The sequence below is a fragment of the Agrobacterium sp. LAD9 genome (genome assembly GCF_003031125.1).
Lineage (GTDB): Bacteria > Pseudomonadota > Alphaproteobacteria > Rhizobiales > Rhizobiaceae > Agrobacterium > Agrobacterium radiobacter.
In genome coordinates this window covers 28828-45891 of sequence record NZ_PHGS01000011.1, presented here as the reverse complement: position 1 = coordinate 45891, position 17064 = coordinate 28828, and the positions used below count along the sequence as shown (strand labels likewise).

Sequence of the window (17064 nt, the reverse complement as noted above, 5' to 3'; positions counted from 1 at the left end):
TTGAGCCATTCTTTAGAGAAAAAAGGCGCAAATCGCATCCTTCGCGAGGAATTGCTGACCCGTGACATCAGGCCTCTAACTCCTCCCAAAGCCAATAGAAAAGACCGCCTGCCTGCGATTTCCGGGCCTACAAGGACCGAAAATCCTTTGCTGCCTCTCTCGTGTTGGCAGCCGCGAAAATATGGTTGTCCCACTTGCTCCAATTCGTGGGTTATACGTCTTGATGGAAATGCACCCAGTTGCTTTGATGGAGACAAAGTCGTGTATGACTTCAATCATTTAGAACGCCGAGCAAAAGAATTGATCGCAACCGGGAAGGCAGCGGACGCCATCAAGATTTATCTTTTCATGGCAGATGGCGACCGGTCGCTGGATGCCGGATATCTCGGAGAGCGACTGGGGGAGTGCTATGAGAACCTTGGTGACGTGTATGCCGCAAAATATTGGTATGGAAGAGCGGCTGAAGAAAATCCAGACGTCAGGCTGGTCTCTGTGGAAGCACGTAAAAGGCTCCGCCAAGTTAGCATAGATCCTTTCCTGGGGGGCACAGAAGAGTAGTGGCAGCTCGCCAGCAGCGGACCACGCGCCGAAAACTAATTTGTCAATAGGACTTGGTACAAAACGCACAGGCGTATCGATGTGTTTGTCCTTTGGCATCGTGACGAATGCGGCGATATTCTGCTGCAGATCCCCGAGAAGACGCAACGGATAGAAGTGAAAGCAAAACAAATCGGCGCTCTGGCAAAGATCAAGGACACAGCGCGCGAAATCCAGATGCCGGCCTCGGCCATCCATTGCCGGAGCGTCTCCCTGGCACTGAGATCCGGTGCAGCTCAATCAACTTCCGGGAACAGGAGTTAACTCGGCAAAGACCGCCAGCAGCTAGCGAACCAACATGGTTATCGGTTCTTTGGTCGACGTTGTTAGATGAGCATGCGGAATCGGTCGCCAATAGACTTTGATCTTGAGCAAAGCATCTTTCAGTCAAGGCTCACAACGGTGATATTTGAAGGACTGACGCCAAGAGCATATTGCATCCTGCAATGGTATGTTCGGGCTCAACATACTCTGCCTCGTTATGACTGAGACCATCACGGCACGGGACAAAAATCATCGCCGATGGTGCGACCCGGTTCATGAAAAGTGCGTCGTGGAAAGCACCGGACAACATTCGCAAGGTCACAAAATCGAGTTCCCGAGCGGCGCAGTCCAACGCCGAGATGATACCTTCCTGAAAAATCGCGGGCGGCATGTCGAAAATCTGCCTGATTGTCGCTTCGCAGTTTTGCGCCATTGCTGCCTGCTGTACGGCTGAATGGATTTTATCTTCCATCCTGTTGAGCGTCTCGGACGTCGGATGCCTGATATCCACGGTAAATGCGACGGTCTGAGGGATGGCGTTGACAGCGCCGGGCTGCAATGCCATTCGCCCGACGGTGAAGCGGGCGTCAGGATCCTGCGGCATCATGGCAGGGAAAAGTGATGCCAGCGCATTGGCCGCAGCGTGAAATGGATCGCGTCTATACGCGAGCGCCGTTGTCCCGGCATGCGCGGTCTGGCCGGTGATTGATACTTCTAGCCAGCGTGTGCCCTGTATGCCCGTCACTATTCCTATCGGCACTCCCTTTTCCTCAAGGGAGGGGCCCTGCTCAATGTGAACCTCGACATAAGCAAAAACCGGAAAACCGAGATCGCGCATGGTAGCTTCTGGCAGGCTTTTCAGGGTTGCGGAAAGTTCACCCGCAAAATCGGCTCCGTTATCTGTGGCAAGGAGTTTCAGCCAGTCCTGTGGTATCGTTCGGGAGGCGAAAGCCATGGATCCCATGCAGCCAGGGGCGAAACGGCAACCTTCCTCGTTGGTGAAGGCGACCACCTCAACCGGGCGTTCCGTTTCGATCCCCAAATCCTCGAGTGTTTCGAGTACCTCGAATGCCGAAAGCGTCCCCAGCGCTCCGTCAAACCGGCCGCCGGCGGGCTGGCTGTCCAGGTGGCTGCCGATGAGAAGCGGGGGAAGTGTTTCGTCGCGGCCGCTCCGGCGAATGAAGAGATTGGCGACGGGATCCTGAAATACGGAAAATCCCCTGTTTATGGCGAGTTTCGCCAGCAAGCGTCTTGCCTCGCGATCCTGGTCGGTTAGCGCCTGCCGGTTGACCCCGCCCTTTTCGGTTGCTCCGATCGCTGCAAACCGGTCAAGATTTCCCAGTAGTCTTTTACCGTTGATCAAAAATTTTGCCATCGCTGTCTCCCCCTCAGGCTTCGAGGCCGGGGCGGGCTGCGGCAACAAAAGAGCGTACCCGCGCCAGTTCGACCGGGTTCCACCAGACGCCGCCTTCCTTGAGCGATGAGGCCACGATCACGCCGTTGGTGCGTTTGAGGATTTCGACGATATTGCCTTCATTGACACCCGAGCCGACCAGTAGCGGCAGATGTGTAGCCGCACCGATTTCCTCGATTTCCTCCAAGGATGCACTGTTGCCGGTGCGCTGCCCCGTTGCGATGACCCCATCGGCGTCGAAGAAGGCGAGGTCGCGCGTCAGTTCATCAATACTGCGATCCGCCGTGATGGCATGGGCTCCATGCTTGACATGGCTGTCGGCAAAAACCTTGATGTGCTCTGCCCTCAGCAGCGAACGGTAGCGCATCGCCTCGGCTGCACGCCCCTCCATGAAACCCTCATTGGCCACATAGGCATTGGCCCATTGATTGACGCGGATGAACTTTGCCCCGCCCGCCATGGCGATCGCGAAGGCCGGGATGGGAGCATTGGCCAGCACGTTGATGCCAACTGGCACGCCGGCGGCGCGAACGATGCGGTCAGTCACCACGCTCATGAAGGCTGACGTTTCCGGCCCGATATCATCCGGCTTGGAGAAAGGGACGTCGCCATGATTTTCGACGATCAGACCGTGCATCCCGCCTTCGACAAGGCGTTCCGCATCACGCATGCACGCATCATAGATCGCATCCATGTTCGCGTTGCGATAACGCGGCGCCCCCGGAAAGGCCGGGCAATGTATCATGCCGATCAGTGCCTTGCTTCGACCGAAAATTTCCTGAATGGCATTGGCCGCGTTGTCGGATATGGTCTGCATTTCAGTCCCCTTCGAAAGTTCTCCATGCGCGCCTTTGTTATCGGCAATATCGCACTTGATGAAACCTATTCCATTGCCGCACTGCCTGAGGCAGGCGCTTCAATCTTCGGCGAGCAGGCCTCGCGCAGTCTCGGTGGCAAAGGCTGCAACCAGGCCATTGTTCTTTCACGGTGCGGCGTCGAAACCACTCTGGTCGCCGCCGTCGGCATGGATGATCGTGCCATTGCGATCGGAAAAGCACTCACCCGTGAGCGCCTGACACCAAATCTCATTCCCGTCGACAGCGCCACCAGCGATATTTCCATCATTCTGACGACCCCGGACGGCGAAAATTCGATCATCACCACCCGGTCAGCAGCGGCAGCTCTCACTGAGAAAGCTGCCCTAGACGCACTTGGCGACGCCGTATCAGGTGACCTCGTCGTTTTGCAGGGTAATCTCTCGGAAGAAACAACCCTCGCCATTCTCAATGCGGCGAGATCGAAGGAGCTGAATACGGCCTTCAATCCGTCACCCCTGCAACCCTGGTTCGCGGGCGTTCTGTCGCTCATCGATATCGCCGTCCTCAATCGTATCGAGGCGGAGGCGCTGACCGGCAAGAGCGGGGCTGAGGCTGCCGCTTTTCTGCTGCGTGCCGGTGTCGGCCTCGTCATCGTCACGCTCGGCGGGCAGGGCTCCGTACTCGTCTCCGCCGATGGTGCTATCGAGGTGCCAGCCGCGCCCGCGACGATCGTCGACACCACGGGGGCCGGCGATTGCTTTACGGGTGTTGCGCTAGCCTCCGCGGTGCTTCGTGGTGGCGCCGTGGATGCGCGCGCCCTTGAGGCTGCCTCCAGGGCCGCAGCCATCACGGTCGGCCGCCGTGGCACGCAGGATGCCTTTCCCAGCCATGACGAGCTGATAACCATTCTGCGGGCTTAGCCGCACTGGTCACTACTTTTCCGTCAGCCAGCCGAGAATGTTCTTCCATAGGCGTCCATACCCATCCCATTCGCAGAAGGCGGGAGAGAGCCAATGCGGACCAATGTCGGACGTCCATGCGGCCGTGCGGCCCTTGCCGAAACGTCCGGTGACGAGCAGGGGATGGGAACCCTGATCTGCCGGCAGCCGGGCGACCACCTCGACATCGGCGCGGTCACGCACCTCGACCTCGTTCACCCCAAGCAGAAGCGGCCACTCGCCGGAGAGGCCCGCGACGGTTGGATGGTCGGGTTTCAGAATATCGGCCGTCGAGCCTTCCGGAATTTCCACGCGGTCGTCCCACGGAAGGCAGGTAACTGGCAGCGTATCTTCGACCGGCGTGCGGCGCCAACGGGCCTTGCCGTCAATCCCCTGGAAGGAAAAGTAGCCGCCGACCATCAGCAGGCCACCACCTTTTTCCACCCATGCCTTGATGAGCTTCAGCCGGTTCGGCACGGTCTTCGACTGCAGCCAGACGGCCGGCGGCAGCAGGAGCGAATTCGCACCGATATCCGAAAGGATGATGGCGTCATAGGCGTCAAGCCCTGCCATCTCGAAGGGAAACTTCTCCACCGCGTCGTGGGCGGTCATGTAAGTCAGCTCATATTCGCTGCCTTCCAGCGCCTTCACCAGCGGTTCTGCACCCAAATGAAAGGTGACGCTGCCAAACTGATCAAAGCCCTTGTAGTGGGTGGCGGAGCTGACCCAGCTTTCACCGACGAGGAGCACTTTTTTTGTCATGATCTTTCCATTTCCATAGGTTCGTCAGGTCTTCGCCTGGAAGACCGAGCGCGGATTATCCCGCATAAGGGTTTGAAGAGTGGCGTCGTCGAGCCCGTGCCGTTTCAGGCGCGGCAGGAAATGCTTGAGAATATAGGCGTAGCCATTGCCGCCATATCGCGTCAGCATCATTTTCAGGAAGACGTCGTGGGACAGCAGAATGCGGTCGAGATAACCGCCTTCCACCAGCGTGATGATCGATCGGGCAGCATCCTCGTCACTGGGGCATTGAACCTGCTGATCGGCATAGAAAAAATCCATGCCGATCATGTCGTATTCGATAAAGGCGCCGCGGCCCGCGAGTTCGCTCTGGTAGGCAATATCGGCGTGGGACGGGTTCATGTGACAAAGAACGGTGTGGTTGAGATCCGCACCTTCATTCGCGACGATATCGAGAACCCTGTGTCCCAGCCGAAGCCATCCCGGTAGATGAACCATCAGGGGAAGGCCTGTACGGACATGCGCTTGCGCCGCACCCCGCAGGGACTTTTCCTCAGCGGCCGTGAAATCCGCGGAAACCCCGATTTCGCCTATCAGCCCGATGCGGATATCGGTCCCATCGACACCGCTTAGCGCCTCCTGCACGATCTCGTCGGCTATGGCATCGACCGTGAGCCCCGCCACCTTTTCAGGGTGGGATGATGCAAGGTAATAACCCGCTCCCATGACGATGCTGAGCCCGGTTGCCTCTGAAATCCTCCGCAAAGCCAGAGGATTTCTGCCAATACCCTGACAGGTGGGTTCCACGACCGTATGTCCACCGGCGGCCGAGAAATCCTTCAGCTCCGCAATCGCAAGTGGCTCGTCATCCAGCGTAATATTGTGCTTGTTGACGAAGGGATCCTGACGCAGCTCGCCCAGGATTTCCATACAGACGAAACCCTCGGCAAGATATTGCCGCTCCGGTGTCCTGGGAGCATGCCACCAGCAGCGGCAATCATTAAGAATATGCTCGTGCATCAGCGTGATGCCGAGTTGATCCGCAGCGATCGGGCCTCGCACAGTCATGATCTTTCCCGATCGGATATGCCCTTCAGACAGTTCCGATTTCATCGCATCAACCCTTTCTCTTCGCGCCAAGGCGGAAGTTCGCGGTGAAGATGCGCGTATTGAGCCAGATGGCGGCAAGGATGATGGCGCCCGTCACGATCTGGGTGAAAAACGGAGAGATGTGCATGAGGATAAGACCGTTGCCGATAACGGCGATGGTCATGGTTCCGAGCACCGTGCCGAGAATGGTGCCGCGGCCGCCCATCAGCGACGTGCCGCCGAGCACCACGGCCGCAACCACCTGAAGCTCGAAACCGACTGCTGCATTTGAGGATCCGGAACCCAGCCGCGCCGCGATCATGAGGCCGGCAATGGCTGACGCTACACCCGCGGCCAGATAGACTGAGGCGAGAATCCACTTGGCGGGCATTCCCACGCGGCGTGCCGCTTCAGGATTGGAGCCGACGGCTACCACACGACGGCCATATCGGGTGCTCGAAAGGACGATATAGGCGATCACGGTGACGACGACACCGATCAGGGCAGGGACGGGCATGCCGAGGAAATCACCCCTGCCGAGGTAAAAGAACCCGGGTGCCTCCGGTATCGGTACGGAATATCCCTGTGTAATGTAGAGAGCCACGCCGCGCAGGATGGAGAGACCGGCAAGGGTTACGATAAAGGCCGGAATACCCTGATAGGCAATGAACCACCCCTGTACCAGTCCAAGTCCTCCGCCGAGCACCAGCATGGCCACGAGAACCAGCGGCCAGGCGTAGCCGGCTGCAAGCAGGATGGCCCCGACGGCATTGATCAGGGCAACCATCGAGCCGACTGACAGATCAATGCCGCCGGTGATGATGACGAATGTCATCGCGACGGAGACGATCAGGATGGGTGCTGCCTGACGGACGACATTCAGAAGGTTGCCGGCCGTGAGAAACGTATCCGTGGTTACGGAGAAGAATACCATGCAAAGGGCAAAGAATGCCGCAATCGAGAGCACTTGTGCATTCTCGGCAAAGAAATCCGAGAGCGGCGAACCTTTGGCGCGTTCAGTGTAGACGGTCAATGACGTTGCCCTCCCACGATTAGGCGGACGAGATCCTCGAGACTGGTGTCGTTGATCTGGCGTTCCGCCACCTTGGTGCCCTCATACATGACGGCGATGCGGTCGCAGACCCGAAACAGATCCTGAAGGCGGTGGGTAATGAGAATGACCGACACGCCCTTTGCCTTGACGCGATTGATGAGCGAAAGAACCGCTTCCACCTCCGCAACGGCAAGCGCCGATGTCGGCTCGTCCATGATCAGGACCTTCGGATTGAAGGAGGCCGCACGCGCAATGGCGATTGCCTGCCGCTGGCCGCCGGAGAGTTTCTCCACCTTGGCGGTGAGACGCGGAATGCGGATTTCCAGTGCATCCAGCATCTTACGGGCTTCCGACAGCATTTTGGGACGGTCGAGAAACGGACCCTTTGTGATTTCTCGCCCGAGAAAGAGATTGCCCACGACATCGATATGGTCGCAAAGGCTGAGATCCTGGAAGACCATTTCGATGTTGCGGTTGCGGGCATCTGCGGGGCCTGAAAAGCGAATGGCTTCACCTTCCATCGTGATCGTGCCGTCGTCTGGAATGTAGGTGCCGGAAATCACCTTGGTGAGAGTTGACTTACCTGCCGCATTGTCACCGACGAGACCGAGGCATTCGCCGGGAAAGATATCGAGATCGACACCGCGAAGCGCCTGATGCGAGCCGAATGTCTTGCGGATATTGCGCAGTGAGATACGCGCTTCACGATCGGGCTGCCGGGAGAGAATATCTCCCCCGGCACCATCGACAGCGCCTGTGTGCTGTCCGGCCATCATCATTTGAAAACCGCGCGGTAGGGCTCGACATTGGCCTTGGTGACGATGGTAATCGGCACGGCGATGGTCTTTTCGACGGTGCCGCCATCGGAAACAGTCTTGAGCGCCTTGACCGCAGCGGCGCCCATCGCAGCAGGGTCCTGCTGGATGACGCCTGCGACATAGCCCGCATCGATGCCGGCGATCGCCTGCTTGGTCAGGTCCCAACCAAAGACCTTGATGTCTTTCTGCTTGCTCTGGCTTTCAACCGCGGCGACCGCGCCCAGAAGGGCCGGCTCACCCGTGGCGTAAATGGCGGTCATGTCCGGACTACCGGTAATCAGGTTTTCGGCGGCCGAAAGTGCTGTGTCCTGAACATTCTGGCCATCGACGACGCCGGCGGCCGTAATGCCGGCCTTGTCCTTGATGGTCTCTTCAAAGCCCTTCTGGCGGATGTTCTGAATAAAGGAATTCAGCGCGCCGACGACGCCGATCTTGGCCTTGCCGCCCATGTCGGACTTCACGTAATCGAGGAAGAATTTCCCCATGTCGGCACCCGCCTTGCCGTTATCCACGCCGATCTGCGCCTGCTGCGGACCTTCCGGCAAAATGGCGTCAATCGCGACGACGGGAATATTGGCGGCAGCTGCCTGCTTTACGGCCGGCATGATACCGTTGACATCGATGGCGACGACGGCAATGCCATCCACCTTCTGCTGGATATAGGTTTCGATGGCGCTGTTCTGTGCTGCCGGGTCATTGTTGGCGTTAAAGATCACCAGCTTGACGCCGGCTTCCTTCGCAGCTTTTTCGGCGCCCGCATTCATCTGGTTGAAAAACAGGGCCTGCTGGTTGATCTGGACCAGGGCAATGGTCTTTTCGGCGGCGTTGGCGAGACCGGCAGACAAGGTCGCGCCGGCAAGAACGGTCGCAGCGAGTGCTGCAGAAAAATATCGACGTTTAAAATTCAGCATTATCGTTCTTCCTCTGTTGGTTTCGTTGCTTTTTATTTGATCGCAGGCGGCGCAACGGATTCACGCACGACGATTTCGACGGGCAACAGTTCCTCCGACAGCAACGGAGTGTCCTGATCCCAATTGGTTTCAAGCAGAAGCGACAGGGCGCGCTGGCCGATCGCGCTGACAGGCTGGCGAATGGCGGTGAGCGGCGGCGCAAACAGATGCAGCGGCCCGACATCATCGAAACCGATCATCGAAACATCCCGCGGGATGCGTACGCCCTCAGAACGCAGCACTTCAACAAAGCCGATGGCGATTTCGTCCGAGCTCGCAAACACTGCCGTTGCAGGCCGGCCCTCGTCAATGAACCGGCGCGCTGCCGCCCGACCGAACTCCACCGTATAGGCGCCGCAATATCGGGAAATGGAAAGCTCTGCCGCGGATATCCGTTCGGCAAGGGCGGATGTCAGGCCGCGAAAACGGCGTTCGGTGCTGATCATCTCTTCCGGCCCGCCAATATAGAGAACCCGGCTGTGCCCGTTTTCCGCCAGATGCTCACCGGCCAGACGGCCACCCTGTTCATTGTCGCAGAAGAGTTTCGGCACGGTCGCGCCGGGAACGTCTTCATCGACGACCACCACCTTGCCGGTTGTGTTGATCAGTTCTGCCAGTTCATCGGTATTGGGATGGTTGGTGATGAAGACGAGACCATCGACGTGATTGCGTGCGAGTAATCTCAGATACGACAATTCGCGACCCTTTCGGTTCAACGTCGCAAAGAGCGACAGGGCAAGGCCGCGCCTGTCGGCTTCCTCTTCCACGGCGGCGACCAGCATTCCGAAAAATGGATTGCCAATGTCGGGAACGACCAGACCGATCGTATCCGAGCGGCCCCGGCTCAAGCGCCTGGCGTGGGGATTGGGAACGTAATTGAGCTCCCGAATGGCGGTCTCGATCCGCGTTTTTGTCTCCGAGGGCAATTCCAGCGTGCCGTTCAACAGACGCGATACGGTCGCGACGGAAACGCCTGCCGCCTGGGCAACATCCTTCAGACTGGTCGCATGGTTACGCGCCATCATACTCCCGCTTTCTGTTCCGCTCAATTCGGGCCTTTTCGACCTCTGTGTGGTTTGTAAAGCGATTTACTAAACCGGTTTACAAGAAAATCCAAAAGACCTGCAGTGTCAACACGGTTTTATCGTTTCCTGAAATTTTTCTGTGGCGTGACGCGTGCGGGATGCAAAGGAGAATCCAGATGGCACGGTGCCTGTTGTTGAGAGCGGCGGATCGCAGACCTTCCTCTTCGCGATCGCTTCCATCTGTGATGAGCGTCCTGATAGCCAGGCAGCAAGCCCTGGCGAGACTCACAAGATCGCAACCAGATGCGAACTGGATGGAGTCAGGAAGGTTGCGCGGCTTGTATTGCGTGCTTCGATCCTTTCGGCCGTCGCGCCGGGACGAACACCGCCGCTTATCGATTGCCGGGCAGCGATTAGACCTTGAAACGGGGCTATATTAAATCATGCCCGGTTTTATTCCCCTTCGCTTGGCCGGCTCCTCGAGCCGAACCCGATTGGCGCCGATGACGACGCACATCTACATGCCTACGCTCGCAATAATCCCTTAAATGATGTTGCCCCCGGGATTGTCTGCAGGTGACCATAGTGCGAGTTACGCGGCAGTTGAGGGAAGTGCTCTGACCCCTAGAAACTGGATCGTTTCTGATTGGAGTTTTCCGCGCTAGATTCCCGGGCGGGAACAGGAGCGGAAGTGACGAATGCGTCAATCTTTTCCGGATACACCGAAGCTACATTGGGTTTCTGCGGTCGCAAAATCCTCGATTATACCAGTACTGCCTCTCTGATTTTTACGATGTAACGAAATAGGGAGCTTTTCGACAACACAATGGCCGCAACGACGGCGTTAAGCCGTCGTTTCTGGAATCTTAAAATCGATTGGGACAGCAGTCCTCAGCACAGCGCCTCTTTTAGAGCAAGACGACGAGGCGGTTGGCATTACTTCTTAAACACCTTTTCCAGGAACGCCGCGAGCGAAGGGCGCCAGACGTCCATTTCGTGCCCCAGGTCTTTGTATTCCACGAAATCATGTACGATCTTTTTTTCGTCCAGTATCGTCTTGAGACCAGCGATATCCTTGCCCGTTACCTCATCCTTCTTGCCGACAGTGACTGTGAAGTTGCGCAGGATGTTGTTGATCTTTTCGGGGTCGTTCAGCGCTGCGTCCACAGCCGTGTTCGGCACGGTAGTTGTTGAAACGCCGCTGAAAGTGGCGACCCAACCGAATGTGCCGAGGTGGGTCAGGCCGGAGACCAGCGCCTGATAGCCGCCTTGCGAAAGGCCAACGACAGCGCGCCCGTCGGCGTCGTCGCGCACGCGGTAGTGTTGCTTCATATAAGGAATAAGGTCCTCCATCAGTTCCCGGTCAACCGCTGCAGCGTTCAGTGGGTAAAAGTTCTTGCGGCGGTCGGCTCCGGGAAAGTTTTCGGGGATCGCTTCGGGAATATCGGCCTCGGTATCCGGGATGACGACAATCATCGGCTCAGTTTTCTTTTCAGCCAGCAGGTTGTCGAGAATCTGCGGTGCGCGGCCTTGGCTGACCCAGGAGGCGACCGTGTCTCCGAAGCCGTGATAGAGGTAAATCACGGGTAACGGCTCGGCGGAATTAGTGTAGCCCGGCGGCGTGTAGACATAGGTCTGTCGCTCGGATTTCAGTGCTTTGGACGGGATCGTTACGAGGCGAAGTTCCCCATGGGGAACGTTGCGGATATCGAGAATGCTGCCGGGCACCAAAATGAGGCTCGTATTTACCTGCCGCTGCGGTTTGGGCGAATTGGTACCGGTGTCAATGCTCCGGAAACCGTCCACATTGAAGTAATATTCATAGAGGTTGGGTTTCAGCGCTTCACTCTTTACGCTCCACAAACCATTCTCGGCCTTCTTCATCTCCAGTGGAGGGCGTTGACCAAGGGCCAGCGATACAAACTTCGCACTGGGTGCAAAGAGCCGAAAGGTGATCGACCCATCTTTTTCGACGGCGGTGACGAATTCGTTCAACGGACGGTCGGCGGGTGGTGCTACAGGTAAATCGAAAGCCATAGCGGGTTCGCTCACAATGCAATTGGCGACAACAAGGCAAAACAGGAATAAGCGCATGAAAACCTCCTCCAGATCAAATGCTCCCCGCGCCGAGACTGGCAGAGGCACCCGGCCTTATCAAGCACCACGCTCCAAGGTGCCGGCAAGTTTGGTCCAATAGGCGATGGTGTTGTCGGTTACCGATCGTCGTGCGGACGAGCCCACAGACCATGATTGTTGTGGCCGATGCAGTTCATGCTGAAGGCATTGAGGCGAGTTTACTTTTTATGCATTGCTATTGTCTTCAACCGCCATATTCGATGATTTCCAGCCCGGCATTGTAGTCGGTCGCATAGATCAGACCATTGGCATCAACGAAGACGTCCGCCGATTGGATGACTTTCGGCCGGCCGGGACGTCGGTCAGTCATTGCTGCTGGCCCTGCCGGAACGAGCGCGCCGGTTTCAACGGGATGATAGGGGTCGGATATATCAAAAGCGCGGATGCCGGCATTCTGCCAGGTGGCGAAGATCAGTGTTTCCGATACGAAGGACCCCGGTCGGTTTTCATGCAGATTGTGCGGCCCGAAATGACCACCCTTTTTCCTGTAATCGATCTCGTTGGGGATCGGGAATGTCGAGATGCTGACCGGGTTTTCCGGGGCACGGATATCGAAAATCCAGGTATGCTTGCGCCCGTCCTCCTCATTATCAAGCACCGCCTCATCGGCAACGACCAGCAGTTCGCGGTCGGGCAGGGGAAGTGGGGAATGGGTGCCGCCGCCATAGGGTGGTGACCAGTTGCGGTGTGCGATGAGTTTGGGAGCGGAATGATCGCTGACATCGAGCAGGGTCAGGCCGCCATCGCGCCAGCAGGCATAGGCGGTGTCGCCATGCACCAGAGCGTGATGCAGGGCATATCGTTTTCCCTCGCCCCATGCCGGTTTTTCACCCTCGACCGTGTTCATGCCCGGCAGCCACCAGCGGCCCAGCAATTGCGGCTTTGTCGGATCGGCAAGGTCGATGGTGACGAAGATGTAGTCGGAAAAACCATCCAGCAGCGCGGAGGCATAGGCATAACGCCCGCCCACATACCACAGGCGATGGAAACCGATGCCGTCGACATCCAGCTGCCCGATTTTCCGGGGCTTGTCGGGTGTCGAGATGTCGAACACGGTCATGCCCGCGGTCCACACCCGCTGCCTTTTTTCCGCAGCGACCGTCTCGCCGACCGATTTGGTGTAATAGGCCTTTTCGTCGGTGAAGGACTGGACATCGGCGAAAAGATCGAGCGCGTTGATGACCAGCAGCAGGTCATCATGGGTCTGGAGATGAATGTTCCAGGTGTTGGCCGGGGCCTGCATGTAGTTGACGACGAGAGGGTTTTTGGCATCGCGGACGTCGATGATCGAAAAACCCTGCGACCACGGATGCGCCACATAGGCGTAACCGCGATGGACCATCAATTGCAGGCCATCGCCACGACCACCGATATCGCTATGGCCGATGAGTTTCATGTTGCGGGCGAAATCGGGAGTCGGAATGTCTGGGGCGGCCATGATGTGCTCTTGCGTTGCGACAGGAAAAGCGCCGCCGATCAGTGGCGGCGCATATTGGCGAAGGCGATCAGTGCTGGACGGCGGGGATCCACGAGGCGGTCGCGGCGTCGCTCTTCAGAAACGCCGGGAATTTCTTCTGGAGATCCTCGATGGTGCCGATGTCGTTCTTCACCAGATCGTCGCGGGTGATGAGGGTCGGCTGCAACAGGACCGACCGGCCGGGGAACTGCCCGGCGATCGAGAGCGAGACGGCGCGGACCGACACTTCGCCGACGACGGCGGCGTTTGTTGCGGCGGTGGCGACCCAGGCGCTGTCGGGCTCGGTGATGAGCTGGATGTCCGCCGTCGAAATATCGACGCCGTAAATCTTCACCTGCTGTGACAGGCCGAGTTCATCGATGGCGAGCTTTGCACCCTTGGCGAATTCATCCCACGGGGTGAAGATGACGGAAATATCCGGATTGGCGCGCAGAATGGCCTTGGTCTGGTCTGCGATGGAGGCCGGTACCGTATCGTTGACGACGCCCCACACGGCCTTTTCCTTCAGATTGTGTTTACCGATGAAGTCCTTCCACACGGCGTAACGCCGGTCGAGGGGCGCAAAGCCGGCGACATAGACGGCCCCGCCGACGAAGCCCTCACCCTTGTCCTTCACGGCCTGATCCAGAACGAGCTTGGCCATATCCCTGTCGCTCTGCTCGATCTGCGGAATTTGCGGGTTCTCGAGGTTGACGTCATAGGCGACGACCTTGATGCCCTTGTCGAGCGCCTTTTGCGCCACGTCCTTCAGCACTTCCGGGCGGCCGTTATTGATGATGATGCCGTCAACGCCGAGATTGATGGCCTGCTCGACGAGGTTTCTCTGCGTGTCGTTGTCGTTGCGGGCCTGGGAGACGGTGAGTTTGACGCCCAGCGTATCTGCCTGCCGCTTGACGCCCGCCTCGAAAGCCTGCAGCCAGTCGCCGCTGCCGAGGAAACTGACGACGGCGATGTTGACGGTCTTCTTGTCGAAGGGTGCCGGGGCACCTTCGATGCCGGCGGAAAAGGCGCTGGTGGTGGAGACGAGGGTAAGCGAAATGACGGCCGCAGCCAGTTTCTTGACGGTCTTGAACATGGTTTCCACTTCTCTGGACGGATATTGAAGAGATCAGATTTTCGTGCGGGCAACGCCGTAGGTCAGCGCCAGCGCACCAACCAGAACGGCACCCTTGATGAAGTCCTGCGTGTAATAAGGCGCATTCAGCATGGTGAGGCCATTGAGCAGCACGCCGACAAAAACGGCGCCGACAAGCGTGCCGAGAACGTTCGGGCGGCGCAGCGCCAGAACCGCAAAGCCGATCAGCGCGGCTGCGACCGAATCCATCAGCAGCGAGGCGCCGGAGGACACATCGCCCCGGCCAACGCGGGCGGCGACGATGATGCCGCCAAGGGCTGCGAGCGTGCCCGACAGCACGTAGGCGAAGGTCTTGATCCTGTCGACATTGGCACCGGCAAGCCGCGCGGCCGTTTCATTGCCGCCGGTGGCATAGATCAGACGGCCGAGCCTCGTTTTTTCGGTCAGGATGAAGAGAACGATGGCGACGATGGCCATCAGCACCACGGGCAGGGGAATGAAACCGAACAGGCTGGAGCGGCCGATCGTCAGGAAGGCGGGATCGTATTTGCCGCTTGCAGTCGAACCGTCAGGCAGGATGAGGCCGACGGAGATGGAGCGGCCAGCCGTGGGAATTAGCTGGAGACCTGTCAGCAGAAACATGGTGGCGAGGGTGGCGAGCAGATCCGGCACCTTGAGCCTGACGATCAGGAAAGCATTGGCAAGACCGACAAGCGCGCCAAAGGCCAGCACCAGCGGCACCGTCTGCCAGGCGTTCAGCCCAAGCACTATCATGGCATAGCTTGCAGCCATGACGCTCGATGCCGCTACCGCCCCGACCGACAGGTCGAAACCGTTGATCGCAAGCGTGATGCTGACGCCCGCGCCGATGATGGCGACGACGGAGACCGCCTGCAGGATGCTCATGAGATTGTTGATGTTGATGAAGGCGGGCTGAGCGAGTGAAAAGCCGACGACCATCGCCGCCAGCAGCAGGAAAACCGCACCGCGCCTTATCGCGTTTCGCAGGCTTTCCAGTGTCCCCGCTTCTTTTGATTGTTCTGAAATATCTCTCGCGCCATCAACCATCAGGCAGGTTCCTTGTGAAGATGCGGCGTTCCGGCATCGTTGGTTTGTTCAAGAAGGGTGTGGCCATCCATGACGAGTACCCGGTCGGCCACTTCATAGGCCTCTTCCGGGTCGGAGGTGGCGATGAGGGTGGCTCGCTCGGAATGATGGCGAATGGCGGCAATGATATCCTGCCGCGCGCCGACATCGACGCCCTGAAACGGTTCGTCCAGCAAAAGCAGACGGCTGGGTTCGGCCTCCCACCGGCCGATGACGACCTTTTGCTGGTTGCCGCCCGAAAGCGACCAGATGGAGGCGTCCGCTGATTGCGCCTTGATCGACAGGCGATGGATCGCTTTCTGCCCTTCCTCCTTTTCCCGGTTGGATAGGAGGAAGCCGGACGGATACCATTTTTTGAGATGCGGCAGGCTGATCGTTGCGGCGACGCTTTCGCCCGGCCAGTCGGCATGGATGAAGGAAGACCTGTGCCGATCCTCGGCGGCCATCACCACGCCGGAGGCGATTGCTTCGGCGGGGCCGCCCGGCGCATAGGCCTTTCCATCCAGCAATGCCTGTCCGCCCGAGAAGGCGCCAAGACCGAACAGCGTGGACAGAAGACGGCTTTTGCCGGCGCCGAGAACGCCGGTGATGGCAACCACCTCTCCCTCCCGAACGGAAAGGGAAAAGGGCGCGCTTTCCGGCAGCAGATGCGTATTCTCCAGTCGCAGCACCGTTTTTTCGAAATCGCGTCGCCGGTCCGGCCGCGCTGCATTCAGTGAGCGGCCGATCATGGTTTCAATGGCGGCGTTGAAATCGACAGGCCGCACAAAGGAGCCGACATTGCGCCCGCCCCGCAGGATTTCGACCCGGTCCGCGAGCGCTTCGAGGTCGGCGGTCCGGTGCGAAATATAGAGAACACCGATCCCGCGCGCTTTCAGGGAGCGCACGAGATCGTAAAGACGGGCGGATTCGCGAAAGGATAGGCTGGCCGTCGGTTCGTCGAGAATGATCAGCCGGGCCTTGTTCGCCAGCGCGCGGGCAATGGCAACCTGCTGCCGGTCGGCGGCGCTCAGTGTTTCGAAATCCCGGTTAAGCGGCAGATCGAAGCCGGTTTCGGCAAGAATCGCCGCCGCTTGCCGACGGACGGATTTTTTCGACAGAAAGAAAGGATGACGGCCATCGACGAAATGGTTGAGCAGAAGCGCATCAGCGACCGTCAGCCCCGGAATGCCCACCACATCCGTCGATTGGTGCACTGTCACGATGCCCTGCGCCGCCGCATCCGCCGGGCTCTGCGGTGAAAATGGCTTGCCCTGCCATATCATCGTTCCGGCATCGGGCCGATAAAGCCCGGAGAGGATTTTGACGAGTGTGGATTTTCCAGCGCCATTCGCGCCCATCAGCGCGACGACTTCACCCGCTTCGATCGTAAGGTGAGCATCGACCAAGGCCTTCGTGGAACCGAAGGCTTGCGAGATATTTTGAACGTCGAGAAGGGGCATGTGCGGAAATCCATCCTGTAACAATCCAGTTTGGTAATACTTTTGCTGTGGCAAACAAGAATGGGCCTTCTATTGTGTTGCCAAAGCATGGAATAAATTTCCGCGCCTTCCGACATGTG

At 58.4% G+C, this 17064-nt stretch carries 16 protein-coding genes; 3 read left to right on the top strand and 13 right to left on the bottom strand.

Annotated features, from left to right (window positions below; all coding sequences use genetic code 11):
- The first annotated feature begins 261 nt into the window (after window positions 1-261).
- The gene (locus DA915_RS13165) at window positions 262-558 is read left to right on the top strand and encodes a tol-pal system YbgF family protein (protein WP_244600707.1); all 297 of its coding nucleotides are present in this window, start codon (window positions 262-264) and stop codon (window positions 556-558) included.
- Window positions 559-991: 433 nt separating this feature from the next.
- Here the strand turns inward: DA915_RS13165 and DA915_RS13160 are convergent, their stop codons facing one another.
- The gene (locus DA915_RS13160) at window positions 992-2236 is read right to left on the bottom strand and encodes a Zn-dependent hydrolase (protein ID WP_107676060.1); all 1245 of its coding nucleotides are present in this window, start codon (window positions 2234-2236) and stop codon (window positions 992-994) included.
- A gap of 13 nt (window positions 2237-2249) precedes the next feature.
- On the bottom strand, window positions 2250-3092 hold the full coding sequence (locus DA915_RS13155) for a BtpA/SgcQ family protein (protein ID WP_107676059.1): 843 nt from the start codon (window positions 3090-3092) through the stop codon (window positions 2250-2252).
- Window positions 3093-3116: 24 nt separating this feature from the next.
- Here DA915_RS13155 and DA915_RS13150 point away from each other — a divergent pair, with 24 nt between their 5' ends.
- Complete coding sequence (locus DA915_RS13150) at window positions 3117-4013, top strand: ribokinase (RefSeq protein ID WP_107676058.1); 897 nt, start codon at window positions 3117-3119, stop codon at window positions 4011-4013.
- Between the two features lie 12 nt (window positions 4014-4025).
- Here DA915_RS13150 and DA915_RS13145 read toward each other — a convergent pair whose 3' ends face one another.
- Genes DA915_RS13145 through DA915_RS13120 form a run of 6 tightly spaced genes read right to left on the bottom strand, consistent with a single transcriptional unit; the run spans window position 4026 to window position 9705 of the window.
- A complete protein-coding gene (locus tag DA915_RS13145; protein WP_107676057.1) occupies window positions 4026-4793 on the bottom strand; it encodes a glutamine amidotransferase in 768 nt (255 codons plus the stop codon).
- 24 nt (window positions 4794-4817) lie between these two features.
- The gene (locus tag DA915_RS13140; RefSeq protein WP_107676056.1) at window positions 4818-5885 is read right to left on the bottom strand and encodes a phosphotriesterase; all 1068 of its coding nucleotides are present in this window, start codon (window positions 5883-5885) and stop codon (window positions 4818-4820) included.
- A gap of 4 nt (window positions 5886-5889) precedes the next feature.
- Window positions 5890-6894, bottom strand: coding sequence for an ABC transporter permease (locus DA915_RS13135; protein WP_107676055.1), 1005 nt, complete (start codon window positions 6892-6894; stop codon window positions 5890-5892).
- Window positions 6891-7694, bottom strand: a complete 804-nt coding sequence (locus DA915_RS13130) for an ATP-binding cassette domain-containing protein (RefSeq protein ID WP_107676054.1) — start codon at window positions 7692-7694, stop codon at window positions 6891-6893. The genes DA915_RS13135 and DA915_RS13130 overlap by 4 nt, the downstream gene beginning before the upstream one ends.
- A complete protein-coding gene (locus DA915_RS13125; RefSeq protein ID WP_107676053.1) occupies window positions 7691-8644 on the bottom strand; it encodes a substrate-binding domain-containing protein in 954 nt (317 codons plus the stop codon). The genes DA915_RS13130 and DA915_RS13125 overlap by 4 nt, the downstream gene beginning before the upstream one ends.
- Before the next feature lie 32 nt (window positions 8645-8676).
- Window positions 8677-9705: a LacI family DNA-binding transcriptional regulator gene (locus tag DA915_RS13120; RefSeq protein ID WP_107676088.1), complete on the bottom strand. Its 1029-nt coding sequence runs from the start codon at window positions 9703-9705 to the stop codon at window positions 8677-8679.
- A 436-nt stretch (window positions 9706-10141) separates the two neighbouring features.
- On the opposite strand from DA915_RS13120, the gene DA915_RS29445 reads away from it, so the two are divergent.
- Entirely contained in the window at window positions 10142-10288 is a 147-nt protein-coding gene (locus DA915_RS29445) for an RHS repeat-associated core domain-containing protein (RefSeq protein ID WP_107676087.1), read from the top strand.
- Between the two features lie 356 nt (window positions 10289-10644).
- On the opposite strand, the gene DA915_RS13110 is transcribed toward DA915_RS29445, so the two are convergent.
- The 5 genes from DA915_RS13110 to DA915_RS13090 form a co-directional block, all read right to left on the bottom strand.
- Entirely contained in the window at window positions 10645-11802 is a 1158-nt protein-coding gene (locus tag DA915_RS13110) for an esterase (RefSeq protein WP_107676052.1), read from the bottom strand.
- Between the two features lie 226 nt (window positions 11803-12028).
- A complete protein-coding gene (locus DA915_RS13105; protein ID WP_107676051.1) occupies window positions 12029-13282 on the bottom strand; it encodes an LVIVD repeat-containing protein in 1254 nt (417 codons plus the stop codon).
- Window positions 13283-13349: 67 nt separating this feature from the next.
- A complete protein-coding gene (locus tag DA915_RS13100; protein ID WP_107676050.1) occupies window positions 13350-14396 on the bottom strand; it encodes a substrate-binding domain-containing protein in 1047 nt (348 codons plus the stop codon).
- 33 nt (window positions 14397-14429) lie between these two features.
- Window positions 14430-15464 carry an ABC transporter permease gene (locus tag DA915_RS13095; protein WP_003504127.1) on the bottom strand — a complete coding sequence of 345 codons (1035 nt, stop codon included), beginning with the start codon at window positions 15462-15464 and terminating at the stop codon, window positions 14430-14432.
- Entirely contained in the window at window positions 15464-16945 is a 1482-nt protein-coding gene (locus DA915_RS13090) for a sugar ABC transporter ATP-binding protein (RefSeq protein WP_107676049.1), read from the bottom strand. Before DA915_RS13090 ends, DA915_RS13095 begins: the two co-directional genes overlap by 1 nt.
- Window positions 16946-17064 lie beyond the last annotated feature (119 nt).